This is a genomic window from Agromyces sp. MMS24-JH15 (assembly GCF_043518605.1).
Lineage (GTDB): Bacteria > Actinomycetota > Actinomycetes > Actinomycetales > Microbacteriaceae > Agromyces.
The window spans coordinates 2,070,917-2,093,146 of record NZ_CP171358.1 but is presented as its reverse complement, the minus strand read 5'-3'; the positions used below and the strand labels follow the sequence as shown (position 1 = coordinate 2,093,146).

17 protein-coding genes are annotated in these 22,230 nt (G+C 73.4%); 10 read left to right on the top strand and 7 right to left on the bottom strand.

The window, feature by feature from the left end:
* Together ACDF64_RS09535 and ACDF64_RS09530 are read left to right on the top strand one after the other, a co-directional pair.
* A complete protein-coding gene (locus ACDF64_RS09535) occupies nt 1-1,248 on the top strand; it encodes a dihydrodipicolinate synthase family protein (RefSeq protein ID WP_394550736.1) in 1,248 nt (415 codons plus the stop codon).
* Complete coding sequence (locus ACDF64_RS09530; RefSeq protein ID WP_394550733.1) at nt 1,245-2,144, top strand: sugar phosphate isomerase/epimerase family protein; 900 nt, start codon at nt 1,245-1,247, stop codon at nt 2,142-2,144. The genes ACDF64_RS09535 and ACDF64_RS09530 overlap by 4 nt, the downstream gene beginning before the upstream one ends.
* 148 nt (nt 2,145-2,292) lie before the next feature.
* Here ACDF64_RS09530 and ACDF64_RS09525 read toward each other — a convergent pair whose 3' ends face one another.
* Entirely contained in the window at nt 2,293-3,156 is an 864-nt protein-coding gene (locus ACDF64_RS09525; protein WP_394550732.1) for a hypothetical protein, read from the bottom strand.
* A gap of 3 nt (nt 3,157-3,159) precedes the next feature.
* Nucleotides 3,160-5,862, bottom strand: coding sequence for an ATP-binding protein (locus tag ACDF64_RS09520; protein WP_394550730.1), 2,703 nt, complete (start codon nt 5,860-5,862; stop codon nt 3,160-3,162).
* Between the two features lie 206 nt (nt 5,863-6,068).
* Between ACDF64_RS09520 and ACDF64_RS09515 the strand changes: the two genes are divergently transcribed.
* Complete coding sequence (locus tag ACDF64_RS09515) at nt 6,069-7,799, top strand: NAD(P)/FAD-dependent oxidoreductase (RefSeq protein ID WP_394550728.1); 1,731 nt, start codon at nt 6,069-6,071, stop codon at nt 7,797-7,799.
* A 41-nt stretch (nt 7,800-7,840) separates the two neighbouring features.
* On the opposite strand, the gene ACDF64_RS09510 is transcribed toward ACDF64_RS09515, so the two are convergent.
* Nucleotides 7,841-9,619: an ABC transporter ATP-binding protein gene (locus tag ACDF64_RS09510; RefSeq protein ID WP_394550727.1), complete on the bottom strand. Its 1,779-nt coding sequence runs from the start codon at nt 9,617-9,619 to the stop codon at nt 7,841-7,843.
* A gap of 119 nt (nt 9,620-9,738) precedes the next feature.
* Between ACDF64_RS09510 and ACDF64_RS09505 the strand changes: the two genes are divergently transcribed.
* The 4 genes from ACDF64_RS09505 to ACDF64_RS09490 all read left to right on the top strand — a co-directional run bounded on the left by ACDF64_RS09505 (nt 9,739) and on the right by ACDF64_RS09490 (nt 14,611).
* Nucleotides 9,739-11,085, top strand: a complete 1,347-nt coding sequence (locus ACDF64_RS09505; protein ID WP_394550725.1) for a GNAT family N-acetyltransferase — start codon at nt 9,739-9,741, stop codon at nt 11,083-11,085.
* Nucleotides 11,086-11,395: 310 nt separating this feature from the next.
* Complete coding sequence (locus ACDF64_RS09500) at nt 11,396-12,466, top strand: sugar ABC transporter substrate-binding protein (RefSeq protein WP_394550723.1); 1,071 nt, start codon at nt 11,396-11,398, stop codon at nt 12,464-12,466.
* Nucleotides 12,467-12,584: 118 nt separating this feature from the next.
* Entirely contained in the window at nt 12,585-13,337 is a 753-nt protein-coding gene (locus ACDF64_RS09495) for an ATP-binding cassette domain-containing protein (RefSeq protein WP_394550722.1), read from the top strand.
* Nucleotides 13,334-14,611 carry a sugar ABC transporter permease gene (locus tag ACDF64_RS09490; protein WP_394550720.1) on the top strand — a complete coding sequence of 426 codons (1,278 nt, stop codon included), beginning with the start codon at nt 13,334-13,336 and terminating at the stop codon, nt 14,609-14,611. Before ACDF64_RS09495 ends, ACDF64_RS09490 begins: the two co-directional genes overlap by 4 nt.
* A gap of 387 nt (nt 14,612-14,998) precedes the next feature.
* Here ACDF64_RS09490 and ACDF64_RS09485 read toward each other — a convergent pair whose 3' ends face one another.
* From ACDF64_RS09485 to ACDF64_RS09475, 3 genes are all read right to left on the bottom strand, one after another.
* On the bottom strand, nt 14,999-16,141 hold the full coding sequence (locus tag ACDF64_RS09485) for an AI-2E family transporter (RefSeq protein WP_394550718.1): 1,143 nt from the start codon (nt 16,139-16,141) through the stop codon (nt 14,999-15,001).
* Nucleotides 16,142-16,150: 9 nt separating this feature from the next.
* Entirely contained in the window at nt 16,151-17,353 is a 1,203-nt protein-coding gene (locus ACDF64_RS09480) for a serine/threonine-protein kinase (RefSeq protein ID WP_394550716.1), read from the bottom strand.
* A 142-nt stretch (nt 17,354-17,495) separates the two neighbouring features.
* Nucleotides 17,496-18,968, bottom strand: a complete 1,473-nt coding sequence (locus ACDF64_RS09475; RefSeq protein ID WP_394550714.1) for a lipase maturation factor family protein — start codon at nt 18,966-18,968, stop codon at nt 17,496-17,498.
* Between the two features lie 130 nt (nt 18,969-19,098).
* Between ACDF64_RS09475 and ACDF64_RS09470 the strand changes: the two genes are divergently transcribed.
* Complete coding sequence (locus ACDF64_RS09470) at nt 19,099-19,920, top strand: MBL fold metallo-hydrolase (RefSeq protein ID WP_394550712.1); 822 nt, start codon at nt 19,099-19,101, stop codon at nt 19,918-19,920.
* Nucleotides 19,921-20,036: 116 nt separating this feature from the next.
* Here the strand turns inward: ACDF64_RS09470 and ACDF64_RS09465 are convergent, their stop codons facing one another.
* The gene (locus ACDF64_RS09465) at nt 20,037-20,339 is read right to left on the bottom strand and encodes a DUF1540 domain-containing protein (RefSeq protein WP_394550710.1); all 303 of its coding nucleotides are present in this window, start codon (nt 20,337-20,339) and stop codon (nt 20,037-20,039) included.
* Nucleotides 20,340-20,534: 195 nt separating this feature from the next.
* Between ACDF64_RS09465 and ACDF64_RS09460 the strand changes: the two genes are divergently transcribed.
* Nucleotides 20,535-21,548, top strand: a complete 1,014-nt coding sequence (locus ACDF64_RS09460; protein WP_394550708.1) for a PHP domain-containing protein — start codon at nt 20,535-20,537, stop codon at nt 21,546-21,548.
* Between the two features lie 205 nt (nt 21,549-21,753).
* Complete coding sequence (locus ACDF64_RS09455; RefSeq protein WP_394550706.1) at nt 21,754-22,221, top strand: NUDIX domain-containing protein; 468 nt, start codon at nt 21,754-21,756, stop codon at nt 22,219-22,221.
* The last annotated feature ends 9 nt before the right edge of the window (nt 22,222-22,230 follow it).

Genomic DNA, 22,230 nt, shown 5'->3' with positions numbered 1-22,230 from the left:
ATGACCGCGCTCACGCTGCTCGACCAGGCCGGCGGCCTCACCGCCGTCCCGCTCGCGGAGGCGCCGGCATTCCGCAAGCCCCGCGGCCCGCTGCAGTCGCGCGTCGCGTACGCGGCCGCGCACGTCGTGCCGAAGGCGCACGCCGACAACACCCCGGGTCGGGCGGCCGACATCGACTGGGATGCCACGCTCGCGTTCCGCCACCACGTGTGGTCGTGGGGCCTCGGCGTGGCCGACGCGATGGACACCGCGCAGCGCAACATGGGCCTCGATGCCGCGGCGACGCGCGAGCTCATCTCGCGGAGCGCCGCCGAGGCGCAGTCCGTGGGCGGCAAGCTCGTCGTCGGCGTCAACACCGACCACGTCGAGGCCGAGCACATCTCGCTCGACGAGGTGATCGACGCCTACAAGGAGCAGCTGCACCACACCGAGGATGCCGGCGCGGGCGCGGTGCTCATGGCGAGCCGCCACCTCGCGCGCGCCGCGCGCACGGCCGACGACTACCGTCGCGTGTACCGCGAGGTCCTCGCTGCGGCGGGCGCACCGGTGGTGCTGCACTGGCTCGGCACCGCATTCGACCCGCAGCTCGCGGGCTACTTCGGCTCGGACGACTGGGAGGCCGCGGCGCAGACGCTGCTGCAGGTCATCGAGTACAACCGCGACAAGGTGCAGGGCGTCAAGATGAGCCTGCTCGACGCCGACGCCGAGATCTCGGTGCGCGAGCGCCTCCCCGAGTCGGTGCGCATGTTCACGGGCGACGACTTCCACTACGTGGGGCTCATCGCGGGCGATGCGTCGACGGGCTCGGGGAAGGCGGTGCACGGCCACTCCGACGCGCTCCTCGGCGCGTTCGCCGCGCTCGCGCCGAACGCCTCGGCGGCGATCCAGGCGCTCGACCGGGGCGACGAGGCCGAGTTCCACCGCATCCTCGGGCCGACCGAGCCGCTGTCGCGCCAGGTGTTCGCGGCGCCGACGTTCTACTACAAGACCGGGGTCGCGTTCCTGAGCTGGCTGAACGGCCACCAGGCGGCGTTCCAGATGGTCGGCGGGCTGCACGCCGCCCGCAGCCTCCCCCACCTCTCGCGGATCATCGAGCTCGCGAACGCCTCGGGCGCGCTCGAGCGCCCCGAGCTCGCCGCGGCGCGCTGGCAGGCGATGCTCGCGGTCAACGGCGTCGACCTCGCCGGCGCGACGGCCGGCGACCAGGTCGAGGTCGCGGGCGTCGAGGTCGCGGAGGTGCTCGCATGACCGCCGCGAACCCCACCCCGGTGCACCCGCGCCTCTCGATGAACCAGGGCACGATCAAGCGCTCCACGCTCGACGACGCGTTGCGCGCGGTCGCCGACGGCGGCTACGAGGCGATCGGCCTGTGGCGCGAGCCCGTGCAGGAGGTCGGCCTCGCCGAGTCCGCGCGGCGCCTCGCCGCGAGCGGCCTGCGCTTCTCGACGCTGTGCCGTGCCGGCTTCTTCACGATGGAGGAGGGTCCGGCCCGACGGGCCCAGCTCGACGACAACCGCCGCGCGATCGAGGAGGCCGCGACGCTCGCGGCCGCGGGCGCCCCCGGCTCGGCCGCGGTGCTCGTGCTCGTCGCGGGCGCGATCCCCGAGGGCTCGCGCGACGTCATCGGCGCCCGGGCCCGCGCCGCCGACGCGATCGCCGAGCTCGCTCCGGATGCCTCGGCCGCGGGCGTGACGCTCGCGATCGAGCCGCTGCACCCGATGTTCGCGTCCGACCGCTGCGTCGTCACGACCCTGAAGCAGGCGCTCGACCTCGCGGAGCCCTTCGCCCCGGAGGTCGTCGGCGTGACGGTCGACACGTTCCACATCTGGTGGGACCCGGAGGTGCTGCCGCAGATCGCGCGGGCCGGGGCATCCGGTCGCATCGCGACCTACCAGGTGTGCGACTGGAAGACCCCGCTGCCCGCGAACGTGCTCAACAGCCGCCACTACCCGGGCGACGGCGTGATCGACTTCGCGACGCTCACGCGTGCGGTCGAGGCGACCGGGTACGCGGGCGACGTCGAGGTCGAACTGTTCAACGACGACATCTGGGCGGCGCCGTTCGACGAGGTCGTCGCGCGCACCGCCGAGACGTTCGGCGCCGCGGTGGGCCCCCACCTGTCGCTGCCCGCGCGCGTCTCCTGACTCCCCGCCCGGCGGACGAGGCCGGCCGCCCCACCGGCGGCCCACCCCCGCCGGGCGGGCGGGCCCCCTCCCTCGAGCACGCCGCCGCCGGACCCGCACGCGCGCGAACGGCCCGCATGCGAACGGCTCGCATGCGACCGGCCCGCCGTCACCGCGCGCGCGACCCCCGCTGGGGCGATCCGGCGACGTCGCGCGACGCGCGACGCGCCCGCTCCATGCGCACCGAGAGCACGACGTACGCGATCGCCGCACCCGCGAGCATCACGACGAATCCCGTCGCGCTCGGCCGCTCCCAGCGGACGTCCTCCGCCCGCACGGCGATCGACACGAGCATCGTCGCGACGCTCGCGATCTGCGCCTGCACGACCCACCGGAAGCTCGACCACCGCCGGTCGTACAGCATCCACACGTTGACGAGCCCGGGCAGCGTGAGCACCGCACCCGTGACGCGCGCGGTCAGCGGCGTGAGCGTCCATCCCCACGTCACCTGGAGCAGCGACGGCATCGCGAACAGCACGAGCCCGATCACGGTCGCCGCGCCGCCGACCGCCGCGAGCGCGATCGCCCACGGCCTCGGGATCACCGCGTCGACCTGCTCGGGCCGGCCGTCGTCGCGCCGGCGGTTCACGACGAGCACGACGGCGACGGCGAACGGCGTGACCGCGTACAGCACCACCCAGGCGATGAACGACACGTGCCCGTACGTGAAGCGGTCCAGGTGCAGCATGGTCGCCACCCCGAGGAGGGCGGCGAACACGACGACCGCCGGGAACCCGGGCCACACGCGATGCCAGTGCGTCTCGAGCACGACCCACGCGAAGAACCAGATCCCCCCGACGTAGGCGCTGCCGAGGAGCATCGCGCTGAGCGGCGGCAGGATCTGCCACGCGAACGTGGCCTTGGTGTCCCCGGGCATCAGCAGCAGCAGGACGGCGGCCACGCAGAGGAACGGGATGATGACCGCCCCGAGGGCGCGGGTCGCGGGCAGCAGCCGGTCGTCGCGGTCGTCCACCGGCTACCCTTCGAAGCCGTCCGGCCCGCCCCGCCCCGCTCCGGACGGCGCTGCGGCCGCGCCGGTCGTCGACCGTGCGGCCCCACCGCCCGGGCCGCCGCCCCCGGCGTCCGGGCCGGCGTCCCCGAGCGCGACCGAGAGCGCCTGCGCGGCGGTGAGCGTGCGTCCGCGCCCGCGTGCGGCCTCGAACACGAGCGAGTCGGGTCCGCGCACGATGGGCTCGATGAACCGGGCGGTCACGCTGAAGGTCGGTTCGTTGTAGAGGCCGGTGCGTTCGCGCAGGACCTCGGATGCCCCGAGCAGCAGCCCGGCGCGCTCGGCGTCGCCGGCGTCCGCGGCGACCGCGGTGAGGCCCTCGAGCCCGTACGCGATGCCCTCGTCGTGCTCGAGCCGGTACGACAGCGCGAGGTTCGACTCGAAGCATCCCGCGGCGTGGTCGACACGGTCCATCAACAGGTAGGCCCATCCGCGGTGGTACTGCGCGATCGACTCGGAGTGCCGGTCGCCGCGTCGCCGCGCGAGGTCGAGGCTCTCCTCGAACCGTGCGAGCGCCTGGTCGACCCGGCCGCCGATGAGCTCGATGCGCCCGATCGTCACGAGCGCGAGGCCGACGCCCCAGGTGTCGTCCGCTTCGCGGAAGGCGTCGGCGCTGCGCTCGAGGACCGCCATCGCCTCGACCGGGTCGGGCGGGTTCGCGACGCTCACGAGGACCATTCCGAGCGAGATGAGCGCGAGGCCCGTGCCCGACAGGTCCCCCGCACGCTCGAACTCCTCGGCGCTGACCCGGAGGTCCGCCGCGAGCGACTCGTCGGGGTTCTGCCAGAACGCGATCGCCCGGGTGAAGTAGAGGGCGATCGCGTGGGTCATCTCATCGAGCTCGACCCCGGAGTCGAGCACCTCGGACATCCACCCGCGCACCTCGCCGAGGTGGCCGCCGACCCACCAGTAGAGGAACAGCTTCCACGCGAACCACGCCGCGAGGTCGTACCGCCCGCTGTCGAGCAGGTTCCGCGCCACGGCGCGCAGGTTCTCGGCGTCGTCGACGAGACGCGCGATCCAGAACGGCTGCGCCGCGCCCTCGAGCGCGATCTCGGCCTCCTCGCTGAGCGCGATGAACCAGCGGGCCTGTCGTTCGAGGACCGCGGTCGCGTCCGGGCGCTCGAGGAGCATCTCGTGCGCGACCTCGCGCACGGCGCCGAGCATCGTGAAGACGGCACGATCGCGGCGGTCCTGCTGGTGCACGAGGCTGCCGTCGACCAGGAGTCCGAGCGTGTCGACCACGTCGAGCCCGACGATGTCGCCCGCGACGGCCTCGACGGCGTCGATCGAGAACGGCCCCGCGAAGGCGCCGAGCCGGGCGAACAGCTCCCGGGCCGGGTCGGGGAGCAGGTGCACGCTCCATTCGATCGCGCTGCGCATCGTGCGCTGGCGTTCGGGGAGGTCGCGGCGTCCTCCCTCGAGCACGGGGAGCCGGCGGTGCAGCCGGTCGAGCAGCTCCCCCGGCGACAGCACGCGCGCCCGCGCCGCGGCGAGCTCGATCGCGAGCGGCACGCCGTCGAGCGCGACGCAGATGCGGGCGACGTCGGCGGCGTTCGCGACGTTGAGCTCGAAGTCCGGCTTGACCGCGCGGACCCGGTCGACGAAGAGCCGGACGGACGCGGCCTGCAGCTCAGCGGGTCGGTCCGCGAGCCGGCCGGGGTCCGGCAGCGGCAGCGGGCCGACCTCGATGCCGTGCTCGCCCGAGACGCGCAGCATCGTCCGGCTCGTCACGAGGAACGTGACGGTCGGGGAATCCGCGATGAGCGATCCGATCTCGGATGCCGCCTCGATGACCTGCTCGAAGTTGTCGATGATCAGGAGCATCCGGCGGTCGCGGAGCGCGACGCGCACCTTCTGGTCCCAGCCGCCCGCGCCGGTGTCGTGGATGCCGAGTGCGCCGCCGATCGCGATCGGCACGTGCGCCGCATCGCGCACCGACGCGAGGTCGACGAACGCGACGCCGTCGGGGAAGTCGCTCTCGACGGCTGCGGCGGCCTCGATCGCGAGCCGGCTCTTGCCGATGCCGCCGGGGCCGGTGAGCGTGACGAGGCGCGCGCTCCCACGGATCAGCCCGACGACGGCGCCGAGCTCGCGCTCGCGGCCGATGATCGGCGCGAGCGCGACGGGCGGCGGGGTCGCCTTGCCCCGGGGCGCCGCGGTGTCGCCGACGAGGTCCGCGACCGTCGCGGCGCCCTGGAACCGCTCGGCGAGCAGGGTCGCGAGGTCGCCGCGCACGAGTTCGGCGAGCTCGTCGGCGTCGGCGAAGTACACGTAGGCCGCGCCGTCGGAGTCGCGGATCTTGTCGAGGAGTTCGACGAGTCGCGGCTCGCGCTCGCCGCCCTCCTTGACGTAGACGAGCTTGGGCATGTCGGCGGGCGCGAGCCGCCACTCGTCCTCGAGCCCGGAGATCTCCTCGCCGGGCGCGACCCAGCCGTACCTCTCGGCGTAGAGGCCGACGAAGATGTCGCTCTGCTCGAGGTAGGCGCGGTAGAGCTCGCGGGGCGGGTGCGGACGGGCACCGAGCTCGAACATCACGGGTGCGAGACGGAGCTCCTCGATGGCCGCGCGGACCGCGCGCCGTTCGGTCGCGAGCTCTCGGAGCGTGGAACTCACGAAGACACGCAGGCGTTGGTCCGGCGTGCGGATGGAGCCGTGGGGCGGGCTCATGTGCCAGTCATATCCCACCCTCGTCGCCCTGTCCAGAACCGCGGATGCCCCAATACCGGTGTCGTGCCGCCGAGCGACCGCCGGGCGCCCCGGCACGGCCGCGGGGCCCCCGCTCGCCCGCGGGCCTGCCGTCGCGGTCCCGTCCGGCGCTACACTCGCCCCGGGGGATGCGGCGCCGCCGGGCGCCGCGCGAGAGGACGCGGGACATGGCCGCCAGCCGTGCGCCGGCGGGGGCGCCGGTCATCCTGGTCGCGGGCGAGGGACGCTCGGACGTGGTCGGCGAGCTCCTGCGGCGGTACGGCCGCGACTACGACGTGCAGGAGCATCCGGATGCCCCGTCGGCGCGCGCCGCGGCCGCGGAGCTCGCGGCAGCCGGCCGCGCGATCGCGATCGCGATGGCGGGCCTGGACGCGGCCGACGGGCAGGAGGGATTCCTCGCCGAGCTGCGGCACGCGTTCCCCGACGCGCGCCGCGCGCTCCTCCTGGACTGGGGCGCGTGGGGCGACGAGGACGTGACCGCGACCGTGCACGGGCTCATGGCGCGCGGGCAGATCGAGACGTACCTCGTGGTGCCGCGGCACGCGCCCGACGAGGCGTTCCACCGCGGCGTCACCGAACTGCTGCGCGACTGGGCCCGGGCCACGGGCGCGGACCGCCCCGGGTACACGCTCGTCGGGGACCTGTCGCTCGCCCGGACGCACGCGCTCCGCGCGCGCCTGGACCGCACCGGCGCGCGCGTGCGCACGCTCGCGCCGTCGGACCCCGAGGCGCGCGAGCTCCTGGCGCACGCGGGCCTCGCCGACACCCCCGCCGACGCCGAGGCGGACGCGTCTCGAGGCTCCGCCCCGCCGCCCATCGTCGCGACCGAACTCGGGCAGGTGCTGGTCGACCCCGACGACGCCGCGCTCGCGCGCGCCGCGGGCCTGCGCACCGACCTGCCCGACCGTCCGGTCGACGTCGTGATCGTCGGCGCCGGCCCGTCCGGACTCGCCTCGGCGGTGTACGCGGCGAGCGAGGGCCTGGACACGCTCGTGCTCGAGGCGGCCTCGCTCGGCGGCCAGGCGGGCGCGAGCTCGCTGATCCGCAACTACCTGGGCTTCTCGCGCGGCGTCCCGGGCGCCGACCTCGCGCTCAACGCCTACCGGCAGGCGTGGCTCTTCGGCGCGCGCTTCGCGCTCGCGCGCCGGGCAACGGGCCTCGAGGCCGACGCCGACGGCGGGTTCCGGCTCGCGGTCGACGGCGGCGAGCAGGTGCGGGCGCGGGCGGTGATCATCGCGAGCGGAGTCGACTACCGCAGGCTCGCGGTCCCGGCGCTCGACCGGTTCGTCGGGGCATCCGTGTTCTACGGCGCCTCCTCGGTCGAGGCGCGCGGGCAGGCCGGCCACGACGTCCTGGTCGTCGGGGGCGGCAACTCGGCCGGGCAGGCGGCGCTGCACCTCGCGCGGTTCGCGCGGTCGGTCGCGCTCGTGGTCCGCGGCGACGGCCTCGCCGCGAGCATGTCGCGCTACCTCCTCGACGAGCTCGACGCCGCGGGCGTCGGCGTGATCGGCGACTCGCGCGTCGTCGACGTCGCCGCGGGCGCGAACGGCGGGCTCGCGGAGGTCGTGCTCGAGCACGGCGACGGCACGCGCGACTCGCGTCCCGCACAGGGCCTGTTCATCACGATCGGCGCGCGGCCGCGCACCGACTGGCTGGGCGGGGCGGTGCTGCGGGACCAGTGGGGATCGATCCTGACCGGCGCCGAGATCGCCGAACAGGATGCCTCCGCCTGGCCACTCGAACGCGATCCCGAGTCGCTCGAGACCTCGCTGCCGGGATGCTTCGCCGTCGGCGACGTCCGCCGCGGGTCGCTCAAGCGCGTCGCCGCGGCCGTCGGCGAGGGCTCCGCGGTGATGTCGGCGGTGCATCGGCACCTCGGGCCGCACGTCGGGGGCTGACCGCGGTCTCACGGGCCGGAACGCCCGCGACCGCGCACGCCTCAGGCCGACTGCACCCGGTCGAGCTCGGCGTACCGCCCGCCGCGCGCGAGGAGCTCCGAGTGCGATCCGACTTCGACGACCCGCCCGTGCTCGAGCACGACGATCCGGTCCGCGGAACGGATCGTCGAGAGCCGGTGCGCCACTACGAGGGTCGTGCGCCCGCGCATGAGCCGGCCGAGCGCCTCCTTGACCTTGCGCTCGCTGTCGGGGTCGAGCGCGCTCGTCGCCTCGTCGAGCAGGAGGATGCGCGGGTCGCGCACGAGCGCCCGCGCGATCGAGAGCCGCTGGCGCTGGCCGCCCGAGAGCCGCGCGCCGCGCTCGCCGACCACGGTGTCCCAGCCGTCGGGCAGCGCTTCGACGATCTCGAGCGCGTTGGCGTCGCGCAGCGCCGCGAGCACGCGCGCGTCGTCGACGTCGCCGAGCCCGTAGGCGATGTTGTCGCGGATCGTGCCCTCGAACAGCACCGATTCCTGCGGGACGACCGACACCGAGCGTCGGACGGTGCGCAGGTCGAGGTCCTCCATGTCGACGCCGTCGAGCAGCACCCGGCCGTCGGTGGGGCGCAGGAACCCGAGCACGAGGTTGAGCAGCGTCGACTTGCCGGAGCCGCTCGACCCCACGAACGCGATCGTCTCGCCGGCGCGGATGTCGAGGTCGACGCCGTCGAGCGCGGGCGCGTCGGCGTCGGGGTAGCCGAAGCGCACGTCGTCGAGGCGCAGCGCGCCGGCGACCTCGCCGACGGCGCGCTTGCCCTCGTTGTGCTCGAGGTCGGGGTCCTGCAGCACCTCGGCGATCGATCGGATCGACTCGGTGCCGCGCGCGATCACGGGCAGCAGCATGAGCAGGTTCGTCGCCGCGCCCGTGAGGAGCGTGAAGTACGAGCTGAGCAGCACGACCTGGCCGGGCGTGATCGGCAGGAGCCCGGTGATCGAGAGCCACGCCGCGAGCACGAGGCATCCGACCGTGAGCAGTTGCAGGCTCACCCAGCTCAGCGACGCGAAGCGCCCGTTGAGCAGGTCGAGGCTGAGGCCGGCGCTGCGGACGCCCTCTGCGCCCGACGCGACGCGGCCGACCGCGACGTGCTCGAGCCCGTGCGCGCGCGTGATCGGCATGAGCGTCGCCATCTCGCCGATGCGCGCGCTGAACCGCTCGACCTCGCGCCGGAAGTGCTCGTTCCGCTCGCGCGAGCGTCGGTTGAGGATGGCTCGCAGCAGGACCGCGAGCGGGATCGCCAGCGCGTACACCGGGAGGAACGCGGGCACGTTGATCGCGGTCATCACGACGGCGCCGATGAGCACCATGGTCGCGCTGAGCAGCGGATGCGTCGTCTGCTGGAGCATGACCTCGACGTTCTCGACGTCGCGCACGACCTTCGTCTGCACGACGGCCGAGTTCTGCCGCGTGTGGAATCCGATCGAGAGCGCCTGCAGGCGGGCCGCGAGCGCGTTCCGCAGGTCGGCGCCGATCGCGCGGACGGTGCCCATGAATCGGCGCGTGTACGCGACGTGGCCCGGGTAGTTCTGCAGGAGCGCGGCGACCGCGAGCGCGGCCCAGAGCCAGAGCGAGCCGAGCGGGCCGCCCGCGACGACGACGTCGATGATGCCGGCGGTGACGACCGGCAGGAGCCAGAGCGGCGTGTCCTTCAGCGCGAAGAATCCGACTGCCGCGAGCACGCGTCGTCGGTGCATGCCGAGCAGGCGGAGGACCGACCGGCCGGGGTGCGCGCCGTCGACCGCTCGCGCGATGGGATCCATGCTGGAAAGCGCTTGCCCGGTCATCCTGCCATTCTGCCGCACGCCGGGACGCAGCGCAGCCCCGGATCGCGGACCGCCCGGCTGCCCCGGCCGAGTGGTCGAGGAGCGCCGGTGGAGCCGACCGCCCTCGATACGCTGGATCGGTGTCGTTCGATCCGCATCGCATCCCCCTCGACCGAGCCGCAGCGATCGCACTGCGCGAGCGCGGACTCGAGTACCGGCTCCTCGACGCGAAGGATACCGACGCGCTGACGAGGTGGGTCCGCGCGGACTTCCGCGGCTTCCACCAGGCGAGGCCGCACGCCGGCGAACTCGATGCGCAGCGCCGCGTGTTCGGCGAGCGCCGACTCCAGGGCGTCTACGACCCGGCCTCGGCGGACCCCGACTTCCCGGTCGCGACCGTTTCCGGATGGCCGACGGGCCTCAGCATGCCCGGTGGCCGCAGCATCGACGCCTGGGCCGTCTCGAGCGTCACGGTCGCTCCGACCCACCGCCGGCGCGGGATCGCACGCGCGCTCATGGAGGCCGAACTCGCCAACGCGCGCGCCGCGGGCGCCGCCGTCGCGGTGCTCACGGCGACCGAGGCGACGATCTACGGCCGCTTCGGGTACGCGCCCGCAGCCCGGGCTGCGACGCTCGAGATCGACCGGTCCCGCGTGCACTGGACCGGTCGGGATGCCCCGGGCCGCTGCCACCTCGTCGAGCCGGCCTCGCTCGCGGCCGACGCGCCCGCGGTCGCACGGCGGGCGGTCGCTCGCACGGCCGGCGAGATCGACCGCTGGCCGGGACTCCTCGACCACGTGCTCGGCCTCGTCGATCCCGAGTCCGAATCGGCCCGCCACATCCGTGCGGTCCGGTACGACGACGAGCGCGGCCAGGCGCAGGGGTTCGCCACCTACCGGGTTCGGCGCGAACCCGACCGCCCGGGCGTGCTCGAGGTCGGGTTCTTCGCCGCGGCCACCGACGACGCCGAGCGGGCGATGTGGCGCGTGCTGTGCGAGCACGACTTCATCACCCGGGTGCGCGCGCCGCTCCGCTCGGTCGACGAGCCGATCTCCTGGCTCGTGGAGGATCCGCGCGCGATCTCGTTCCACGAGGTGGGCGACCACCTCTGGGTCCGCGTGCTCGACCCCGTCGCCGCCCTCGCGGGCCGCCGGTTCGGCGGGCCGGGCAGCCTGGTCCTCGAGGTGCGCGACCCGCTCGGACACGCCGCCGGGTCCTTCGAGGTCGAAGCGGACGGCGAGGGGCGCCCGGAGGTGCGCCGCCTCGACGGCGCGGATGCCGCGACCGCGTCCTCGGGCCGACGGAATCGCCGGCAGCACGGGATCGGCCTCGGCGTGCAGGAACTCGGGTCGATCCTCCTCGGCGGGGTGCGTCCGACGACGCTCGGACGCGCAGGCCGGATCTCCGAGCACGCGCGCGGGTCGCTCGCGCTCGCCGACCGGCTGTTCGCCGCCGAGCGCGAACCGCTCCTGTCGATCTGGTTCTGACGCGCTTCAGGGCATTCCGGGAGAGCGCGCTCACCCGCCGCCGGAGAGCCCGTCGAGCCGGGACGAGGGGCGTCCGATCCGAAATTGCAGCCGTTCGCAACAAAGTCGTCCGGCGTGCTCGAGATCGCGGAATTCGCTTTCCCGCCTGAATGCTGGCCAAGCATGCTTACTCACCTGTCAGTAAGTTATGTGACCGTTATCAAACGGCTTTTCCGCGGGGCCGGATCTGCGCCAATATGATCCTGCCCCCGCCGAAGATGACGGGTGCACCACGAGGGGTCGACCTCACCTTTTGTTGAAGGAGAGCACCGTGAAGCGCACTTCACTGGTCTCAGTCGCAGCAGTCGCCGGCGTCTCGGCACTGCTGCTGGCAGGCTGTTCGAGCAGCGGCGGCGATGGAGGCGAGAGCGGTGGCGGCGAAGCCGCCGCCCGCGCCTGCGTGATCCTGCCCGACGCGGCGTCCTCGCCGCGATGGGAGACGCTGGACCGCAAGTACCTCGAAGAGGGCCTCGCGGGCGCCGGGTTCGAGACCGACATCCAGAACGCCCAGGGCGACACGAACAAGTACGCGACCATCGCGGACCAGCAGCTCAGCAAGGGCTGCGGCGTGATGCTGCTCGTCGACTACAACGGCGCAGGCGCCGCGGTCGCCGAGAAGGCCAAGGCCGAGGGCATCCCGGTCATCGCCTACGACCGTCCGATCGAGGGCGCGGACTACTACGTGTCGTTCGACAACGTCGAGGTCGGCCGGCTCGAGGGCCAGTCGATCCTGGACGGCCTGGCCGCGGCCGGCAAGGACCCGGCCAGCGCGAAGGTCGTCTACATGGGCGGCGACCCGACCGACGGCAACGCGAAGATGTTCCACGACGGCGCCGTCGAGGTCATGGAGGCCGCGGGCATCGCGCCGGCCGCCGAGCCGCCGGGGGTCTGGGACGGCGACAAGAGCGCGACCAACTTCGAGCAGGCGCTGACCTCGCTCGGCGGCGTGGTCGACGCGGTCTGGGTCGCCAACGACACGAACGCCGCGGGCGTCATCACGATCCTCGACAAGAACGGCCTCGTCGTTCCGGTCTCGGGTCAGGACGCCTCGGTCGCCGGCCTGCAGAACGTGCTCCTCGGCAAGCAGACCGCCACGGTCTACAAGCCGGTGAAGCTCGAGGCCGACGCCGCGGTCAAGCTCGCGATCGACCTGCTCAACGGCGAGACCCCGACCGCCGACCAGGAGCTCGAGGACGGCACGCCGTACATCGCGGTCACGCCGATCCTCGTCGGCCCCGACCAGGTCAGCACGGTCATCGACGCCGGCGACGCCGACGCCGCCGAGGTGTGCGCCGGTGAGGTCGCAGCCGCGTGCGAGGCACAGGGCATCAGCGCAGGCTGACCCGCTCCGCAACGCGGGGCCTCGGGCCGCTCGGCCCGAGGCCCCGCGCCGTTCCACCCGTCGCGCTCCCCCGGTGTCACACTGGGAGCCGACAGCGTCGTCTTGAAAGGAACCCGGCATGGATGTGCCACTCATCGAGCTGAGCGGGGTCGTGAAGAGCTTCGGCCCCGTCAGCGTGCTCAAGGGGGTGGACCTCGCCGCGTATCCGGGCAAGGTGACCGCCCTCGTCGGCGACAACGGCGCCGGCAAATCCACCCTGATCAAGGGCCTGGCCGGAGTCCAGCCGTACGACGACGGCGTCGTGCGATTCGACGGCGAGGAGGTCGTGCTGCACTCCCCGCGCGAGGCCGCGCGCCTGGGCATCGAGGTCGTCTACCAGGACCTCGCGCTATGCGACAACCTCGACATCGTGCAGAACATGTTCCTCGGCCGCGAGGAGACCGGCTTCGGCACCTTCGACGAAGGGCGCATGGAGCGCGACGCATCCGACACGCTGCGCTCGCTCTCGGTGCGCACCGTGAAGAGCGTCCGCCAGAAGGTCTCGAGCCTGTCCGGCGGGCAGCGCCAGACCGTCGCGATCGCGCGCGCCGTGCTGAAGAAGGCGCGCCTCGTGATCCTCGACGAGCCGACCGCAGCCCTCGGCGTCGCGCAGACCGAGCAGGTCCTCCAGCTCGTCAAGCGCCTCGCCGCGCAGGGTGTCGCCGTGATCATCATCAGCCACAACCTCGCCGACGTGTTCGAGGTCGCCGACCACATCAGCGTCCTGTACCTGGGCCAGATGGTCGCCCAGCTCGAGACCGCCGAGACCACGCGCGACGAAGTCGTCGGCTACATCACCGGCACCCGGACCCAGGGAGGTGCGGCAGCATGACCACGAACGAAGCACAGCGCACGAACGCCTCCCCCGACCCGATCGCCGGCGACCTGATCGGCTCCGGCGTCGAAGGCGGCGTCGGCGACCAGGTCCGCGCCTGGCTGCAGCGCGTCCGCGGCGGCGAGATGGGCGCCCTGCCCGCCATCGGCGGGTTCATCGTGCTCAGCATCCTGTTCTCGGCGCTCAGCCCGTTCTTCCTCACCGAGCGGAACTTCGCGAACCTGATGACCCAGGCGGCCACGCTCGTCATGCTCGGCATGGCGCTCGTGTTCGTGATCCTGCTCGGCGAGATCGACCTGTCCGCGGGCGTGACCGCCGGCGTCACGATGTGCATCTTCATCGTGCTCGTCAACGTGCAGGGCATCAACTGGATCCTCGCGCTGCTCGTCGCGTTCGCGACCGGCCTGCTGATCGGCAGCTTCATCGGGTTCTTCGTCGCGAGGGTCGGGATCCCGTCGTTCGTCGTGACCCTGGGCCTGTTCCTGGGCCTGCAGGGCCTGGAGCTCATGATCATCGGATCCGGCGGCCTCTACCGGGTGCAGATCCCCGAGATCCTCGCGATCCAGAACAGCAACCTGCCGGTCTGGGCCGGCTGGGCGCTGCTCGTGATCATGATCGCCGTCAGCGCGACGACCTCGTTCTGGGACCGCGCACGACGCGCCCGCGCGGGCGTGCCGAACCGGGCGATCGCGCTCGTGTGGATCAAGCTCGGCGTCATCGCCGTGATCGGCGGCATCGTCGTCTACGTCCTGAACCAGGACCGCGGCCAGTCCATCCGGGCCGTGCAGGGCGTGCCCATCGTGGTCCCGATCGTGCTCGCCATCCTCTGGATCGGCACGTTCGTCCTCGACCGCACCAGGTACGGCCGGTACATCTACGCGATCGGCGGCAACGCCGAAGCCGCACGCCGCGCCGGCGTCAAGGTCGTCCTCATCCGCTGGACCGCGTTCATCGTCTGCTCGACCCTCTCGGTCGTCGCGGGCCTGTTCATGATCAGCAAGGTCGGCTCGGTCGACGCCGCCGCAGGTCGCGACCTCGTCCTCTCGGGCGTCGCAGCGGCCGTCGTCGGCGGTGTGAGCCTCTTCGGCGGACGCGGACGACTCCTGCACGCCGCGATCGGCGCGCTCGTGATCGCGGTCATCACCAACGGCCTCGGCCTGCTCAACCTCCCGGCCGGCGTGAACTACGCCGTCACCGGCGGCGTGCTCATCCTCGCCGCCACCGTCGACGCGCTCTCCCGGGTCCGCGCGGGCGGCACCGTCCGGACCTGATCCGGCACCCGCGGCCGGGCCCCGGCCCGGTCGCGGACCACACGATGGATGCCACGGGCACGATGCCCGTGGCATCCGTCGTTTCGCTCCCGCCGCAGGGACCCGACGCCGCACGCGACCGTGCGACCCCGCAGCCTTGTGGGCGGCGGGCGGCGGGCGTACATTTCGGCTCGAAAGCTCCACCGAGCCGCACTGCGGCGCGCCCGGGCGACCGTCGCCCGGGATCCTCGACTGCCGGACTCGGCCACCGGGCGAACGCCGGGGTGGTCGTCATCGAACCGTCGGCACCGCCGACCACGCTCCGACCGATCCGGCGGCGCGATGCGGTCGGCCCAGCCCCCCTGGGCCGGCTCGCATCGTCGCGTCCGGCCGACTGGGTCGGACCGCCTAGATGGCGTCCTGCCGCGGGAAGACGACCTTCTCGATGATGATGATGAGCGACGCCGCGACGGGGATCGCGACGAGTGCACCCAGGACCCCGCCCAGCGTGCCGCCAGCGACCGCCGCGATCACGACGAGCGCACCCGGCACCGCGACCGCCTTGTTCATGATCCGCGGGCTGATCACGTACGCCTCGACCTGCATGTAGACGAGGTAGTAGATGATCGCCGCGAGCGCGGTGAGCGGGGACGCCACGAGGCAGACGAGCGAGATGACGATCGCGCCCGTGAGCGTGCCCACGAGCGGGACGAGCGAGCAGAGGAACGCGATGAACGCGAGCAGGATCGGCGACGGCGCGCCGATGATCGACAGGTAGATGAAGCTCAGCACGCCGTTGGTCGCGCCGAGCGCGGCCTGCCCCATGACGTAGCGACCGACGGAGCTCGTGATGTCGTCGGTCAGGTCGAGGTACCGCGCGCGCGACGACGCCGGCACGAACCGGGCCGAGTACCGTTCCATCGACCGCAGCGACGCCATGAAGTAGAGCATCAGGATGAGCACGATCACGACGCCCGTGAACCCGCCCGCGATGCCCGCTCCCACGGCGAGCACGCCGCCGCCGAGCGACGCGAGGTTGGCCGGGTCCGACAGCCAGGTGATGGCGTCCTCGATCAGGGTCGGCAGGTTGAGGTCGGGGCCGAACAGGCCCTGCAACCAGAGGACGAGCGGACTGTTCGCGACATCCTCGCCGATCTGCTCCCAGTGGTCGATGACGTAGGCGGTCTGGTCGACGATGATCGGCACGATCGTCGCGACGAGCAGCGCGCCCACCCCGAGCACGCCCGCGACGATGAGGAGGATCGCCACCCAGCGTGGCATCCAGCGCTCGAGCATGGTGACCAGCGGGTCGAGCCCCAACGCGAGGAACAGCGCGAACACGACGTAGAGGATGACGGTCGAGAGCTGGCCGACGACGCCGCCGAGCATGAGCGCGGCGAGCACGCCGAGCGCGCCCACGAATCCGATCCGGAACGCCCTGATCTTCACCTCTGGCGCTCGGACATCGGCATCGCCGGTGATCTCCGCCACCGGGGGCGGAGGCGCCGCAGGGGCCTTCGCCCGGCGCCGGAGGCTCGCATCGATCCGCATGGCTCGACGCTAGACCCGCGGGCGGCGCGAACTCCAGAGGCGCCCCGCGCGCCGGGCCGAAGTCGGGTGGTGCGCCGGCTCGCCGCGCTCGCGGAGCACCATGGAACGGATGAGGTCGCGCATCGCCGCGGCGACCTCGTCGGCGCTCGGGCGCGCCGCGGGGTGGTCGGCGGTCATCGCCGCGAGGATCCCGCGCCAGTCGGCGGGAAGGTCGGCGGGGATCTGCGGCGCACGTTCGAGTCGGGCGAGCGCGGATTCGACTGCCGTGCCAGTGCCGTACTCGCGCACGCCGGTGAGGCACTCGAGGAGCACGAGCCCGAGCCCGTAGACGTCGCTCGCGGGCACGGCGTCCTCGCCGCGCGCCTGCTCGGGCGAGAGGTACGCGGCCGTGCCCACGACGGGCCCGTCGCCGACCAGCTCGGTCGCGTCGACGATCCGCGCGACGCCGAAGTCGGCGAGCTTGGCGAGCACGGTGTAGCCGAGCGCGGGCTCGTCGTCGAGCAGGATGTTGTCGGGTTTGACGTCCAGGTGCATGACCGACCGGGCGTGGACGTACGCGAGCGCGTCGGCCGTCTGCGCGCCGATGTCCGCGACCTGCCGCTCGGAGAGTCCGCCGTCGGCGATGCGCTGCGCGAGCGTGCCGTTCGGGACGTGCTCCATCACGACGAATCGGCGGACGTCGTCGCCCGAGCCGACCCATCCCGCGTCGAAGACGCCGACCAGGCCGGGGTGGTTGAAGCCGACGAGCAGCCGGATCTCTCGTTCGCGGCCGAGCCGGTCGGCGGGGCCGTCGGGCTCGGCCCGGAAGACCTTCACGGCGACCTCGCGGCCGAGCACGGTGTCCTGCGCGAGGTAGACGTCCGCCATCCCGCCGATGCCGATGACGCGGCTCGCGCGGTAGCGCCCGGCCTGGCCGCCCTGCGGGAACGCGACCGGGTCGATGCGCGCCGCCTCGGGCGCTGCCCCGGGCGCCGACGCAGCCGTCTCGTCGACCGTCGGATCGTCGAACTCGGCTTCGAGGAGCTCCACGTCGTCGAGCTCGGCTTCGAGGAGCTCCACGTCGTCGAACTCGGCCTCGAGGAGCTCCGCCTCGTCCCGCACCGCCTCGTCGAGCTCGGCTTCGAGGAGCGCCGCCTCGTCGCGCACGCCATCGTCCAGTGCCGTCTCGGTCAGCACGGCCTCTGGCGAGCCGGCGGGCGGCGCGTCGGTCACGGTTCCTCCTGGGTGGTCGGGGACACCGAAGAGGCCCCCCTCGAACGCAGCGGGTCACCGCGCGTCCAGCGAGACTACCCGAGGCCGCCGACACTGCAACCGCCCGGCGCCGGTTCGTGACCCGGCCGTTGTAGAACGGCGCTCACCCCGGGAGCCGGGACGCGGGCACCACCTCGTACTCGAGCGCGCGCACCCACCGACGCCCGTCGCGCCGGAACTCCTCGTGCGTCGCGAACCGGTACCGGTAGGCGTGCACGCGCACCGCCGTCGGCGGGGTCCCGTGGAACGGGTCGTGGGCGAGCAGGCGCAGGGTCGGGGCATCCGCTTCGAGCAGTCGGCGCAGGAACCGCTCGAACCACGGTTCCCACGCGCGACCGAGCGGCAGGAACCACATGAGCCAGTCGAGCCGCAGGTGGTAGGGCGCCCACTGCGCGGGGATCCGCCGGAGGTCGCCGGGCTTGCCCTTGAACGCGTACTCCCGCCAGTCCGCAGCGGCCGACTCGGGGTCCGGGTCGAGCGTGCCCTCCACGACGAACTCGATCCGCCGCTTCGTGACGGTGCCGAACGCGCCGTACGCGTTCCCGAGCATGAACCGGTTGAAGCTCGCGTTCATGAGCTGCCGCTTCGAGAACAGGTTCCGGACGGGCGCGATCGCGAGCCAGGCGAACAGCACGGATGCCCCGAGCACGACGATCCCCCACCAGGGTGCGATCGCGGCGTCCTCGGCGCCGAGGTCGGCGGGGATCGCCGGGATCAGCCACCGCCACACCGGGTCGCCGACGGCCGACGCCGCGAGCACCACCGTGAGCCAGTTCAGCCACGCGAAGTTCCCCGTGAGGATGAGCCAGGCCTGCGTGGCGACGACCACCGCGGCACCGGCCGCGGCGACGGGCCCCGGGACGAACAGGAGGAACGGCACGCCGAGCTGCGCGACGTGGTTCGCCACGACCTCGCACCGGTGGAACCAGGGCGGCAGCAGGTGCGCGGTGCGGCTGAGCGGGCCCGGCATCGGCTGGGTCTCGTGGTGGTAGGTGAGCGCGGTGAGGTCGCGCCACTCGCGTCCGCCGCGGATCTTGATCATGCCGGCGCCGAACTCGAGGCGGAACACGAGCCACCAGACCGCGAACAGGATGGTCCAGCTCGGCGGCTCCTGCGGCGAACCGAGGAACGCGACCGTGAACAGCGCCTCGCACAGCAGCATCTCCCAGCCGAACCCGTAGAAGTTCTGGCCGACGTGCACGATCGAGAGGTACAGGGCCCACAGCGCGAGGAACACCAGCAACGGCACCCACGGCGGCCCGAGCTGCGGCAGGCCGAGGACCACGGATGCCGCGAGCACGATGCCCGTCCAGGCGACCCCGACGAGCCTGCGGTCGGAGTAGCGCCACCACCGGAACAGCGTCGGACCGCGGGCGTGCCCGCCGGTCGCGGCGAGCAGGTGCGGCACGGGAAGCAGTCCGTGCTCCCCGAGGAGCGGGCGGAACTGGTTCAGCGTGGACCACCACGCGACGAGCGCGATCGCGGCGACCCCGCGCTGGAGCACCTGCCGCGCGATCTCGTAGTCCCCGGCGGCGAGCCAGGCGAACCAGTCGGCGAACCCGACCTCGATCGGCATGCCGTCAGGCTAGGCGCGACGCGAGGCGCCCGGAACCCTCCGCCACGGGGCATCCGGGCGACCGGGGCCGGCCCGGACATCGACGGCGGCCGGAGCCGGGGCCGTGGCCGCCGGCGTTAGGCTGCCCCGCATGGATGCAGACGCGACCGGCGCCCTGGCCGCCGATGACCCGTCGCTGCCGGGCGAGGCGGTGTCCCCCTCGGTGCGCCGGGTGCTCGCCCCGAATCCGGGCCCGATGACGCTCGACGGCACGAACTCCTACGTCCTCCGGGCACCGGGCGCACCGGCGGCGGTCGTCGTCGACCCCGGCCCGCTCGACGAGGGGCACCTCGCCGCGCTCGCCGGGCTCGGACCGGTCGGGCTCGTCCTGCTCACGCACCACCACGCCGACCACAGCGAATCCCTCGCGGCGTTCGCGACGATGACGGGCGCGCCGGTCCGCGCGATCGACCCGGACCGCTGCATCGGCGGCGAACCGCTCGCGGACGGCACGCGGATCCGCGCCGGCGGACTCGACCTCGAGATCCTGGCGACGCCGGGCCACACCGCCGACTCGATGTGCGTGGCCGTCGTGGATCCGGTCGACGGCACGAGCGCCGTGCTCACGGGCGACACGATCCTCGGCCGGGGCACGACGATCATCGCCGACCCGGACGGCGCGCTCGGCCCCTATCTGGCGTCGCTCGAGCGGTTGCGCGACCTCGGCGGGGATGACCCGGTCCGCGTGCTGCCCGGCCATGGGCCGGTCGTCGCGGACCTGCGCGCACTCTGCGTCGCGTACCTCGCGCACCGGGCGGAACGGCTCGACCAGGTGCGCGATGCACTCGCGCGGCTCGGCGCGGATGCGACGGCCGAGCAGGTCGCCGACCTCGTCTACGGCGACGTCGACGCGGCCGTACGCTACGCCGCCGAGGCATCCGTGCGCGCGCAGCTGGCGTACCTGCGATCGTGAGGATCGTGCCGTGACGCGCGTGGGCGGCCGGCTCGATCGAGGCGCTCGGATGCCCCGCACGCGACGAGGGCGCCGGCCGATCGGCCGACGCCCTCGCGGAGCGTGCTCGAGTCGGGTCAGCTCACCTCGTAGGTGAGGCAGTCGGCGGCGTCCCCGCCGGCCCCGATGCGGACCGCGGACGCGGTGCACTCGAGGTGGTCGTTGTGCGAGCACTCGGCGCGCTGGCAGGCCCCGACGTGCGAGACGACCTTGTCGAGGCCGCCCTTGGATCCGAGCGGGATGAACGTCACGCAGGATGCGTCGCCGGGCGTGCCCGCGATCGTCACCGCGGCCGCGTGGCAGCTGGAGTGGTCGTTGTAGGAGCAGCCGAGCACCGAACACTCGGACACGCGGGGCAGGTCGTCGATCGTCATGCTCATCGGGGGCCTCCTGGCTCGGCGGGTCGTCGCGGCGTCGAGCGCCGCGTTGCGGCCGATGCTACGCCGCGCGGCGCTTGGCCGGAAGGGCGATCGACGGCGTTTTCGCAGGTCAGGCGGCATTTCTTCGTTAGGGTAGCCTCACCTGACCACCCGGTGCGGCGCGCGCTTCGGCGCCCGGCGCGGCAGGATGGGCGCATGGACGCGGCATCGGCGCTCGAGGAGATCGCACGGCTGCTCGAACGCGAGCTCGCCAACCCCTACAAGGCACGGGCGTTCCGGAAGGCGCTCGGCATCGTCGAGTCGCTCGGCCCCGACGCGGTCGTCGCGAAGGTCGCCGACGGCACGCTCCGCCGGACGCCGGGCATCGGCGACACCACGTACGCGGTCATCGCCGAGGCATCCGCGGGCCGCGTGCCCGCCTACCTCGCCGAGCTCCGCGAGCAGGCCGGCACGACCGGTGCGCCGAGCGGCCTCGCCGCGCAGTTGCGCGGCGACCTGCACAGCCACAGCGAGTGGTCCGACGGCACGACGAGCATCGCCGCGATGGCGAAGGCCGCCGCGGCCGCGGGGCTCGAGTACGTCGCACTCACCGACCACTCGCCGAACCTCCGGGTCGCGAACGGCCTGACCGCCGAACGGCTCGCGGACCAGCTCGACCTGATCGACGCGCTCGAGGAATCCGGCGGACTCGGCGTGCGGATCCTCCGCGGCATCGAGGTCGACATCCTCGAGGACGGCGCGCTCGACCAGTCCCCGGCGATGCTCGACCGCCTCGACGTCGTCGTCGCGAGCGTGCACTCGAAGCTCCGGTCGCCCGCGGACGTCATGACCGAACGGATGCTCCGCGCCGTCGCCGACCCGCACGTCGACGTGCTCGGGCACTGCACCGGGCGCCTGATCCGCGGCTCGCGCGGCACCCGGCCGCCCTCGGAGTTCGACGCCGAAGCGGTGTTCACGGCGTGCGCGGCGAACGGCGTCGCGGTCGAGATCAACTCGCGACCCGAACGCGAGGATCCGCCGCCCGAGCTGCTCGCGCTCGCGCGCGACCTCGGCTGCCTGTTCTCGATCGACAGCGACGCGCACGCGCCCGGCCACTACGGGTTCCTCCCCCTCGGCGCCGCGCGTGCCGAGGCCGCCGGGATCCCGGCCGACCGGATCGTCACGACCTGGCCGCTCGAGCGGCTGCTCGACTGGTCGCGCGGTCGCTGACCGCGCGCCGCCGACCGGGGCGCGGCCGCCGGACGCTGGCCTGCCGCGCCGCCGCGCGACAGAATGGGCGCAGGCGTACGCGAGGAGGGGTCGATGACGACGGAACAACTGCTGTGGGCGGCGATCGGGGCGATCGTCGTGGTGGGCGGCCTCGGGCTCCTCACCTCGCTCTGGGCGTTCGCCAAGTCGCCGAAGGGCTGATCGCGTGCCGATCGAGGGCGCGGGCCTGCTGCTCTACCGGCGCACGCCCGCGCTCGAGGTCTTCGTCGCGCACATGGGCGGCCCGTACTGGGCGCGCCGGCAGGAGGGCGCCTGGACGATCCCCAAGGGGGCGATCGACCCCGGCGAGACCGAGCTCGAGGCGGCGCAGCGCGAGTTCACGGAGGAGATCGGCGTCGAGCCGCCGCCGGGCCCGCCGACCGGGCTCGGCGCGTACCGCGTCGCGCGGGGCAAGACCGTGCACATGTTCGCGATCGAGGCGTCCGGGTTCGAGGTCGACGAGGTCGTGTCGAACGAGTTCGAGGTCGAGTGGCCCACCCGCTCCGGCATCGTCTCGTCGTACCCCGAGATCGACGAGGCGAAGTGGCTGCCCGTCGCGGACGCGCGCCCGCTCCTGGTCGCCGGGCAGCGGCCGGTGCTCGACGCGCTCGAGGAGCTCGTGGCATCCTCCTGACCCGGTGTC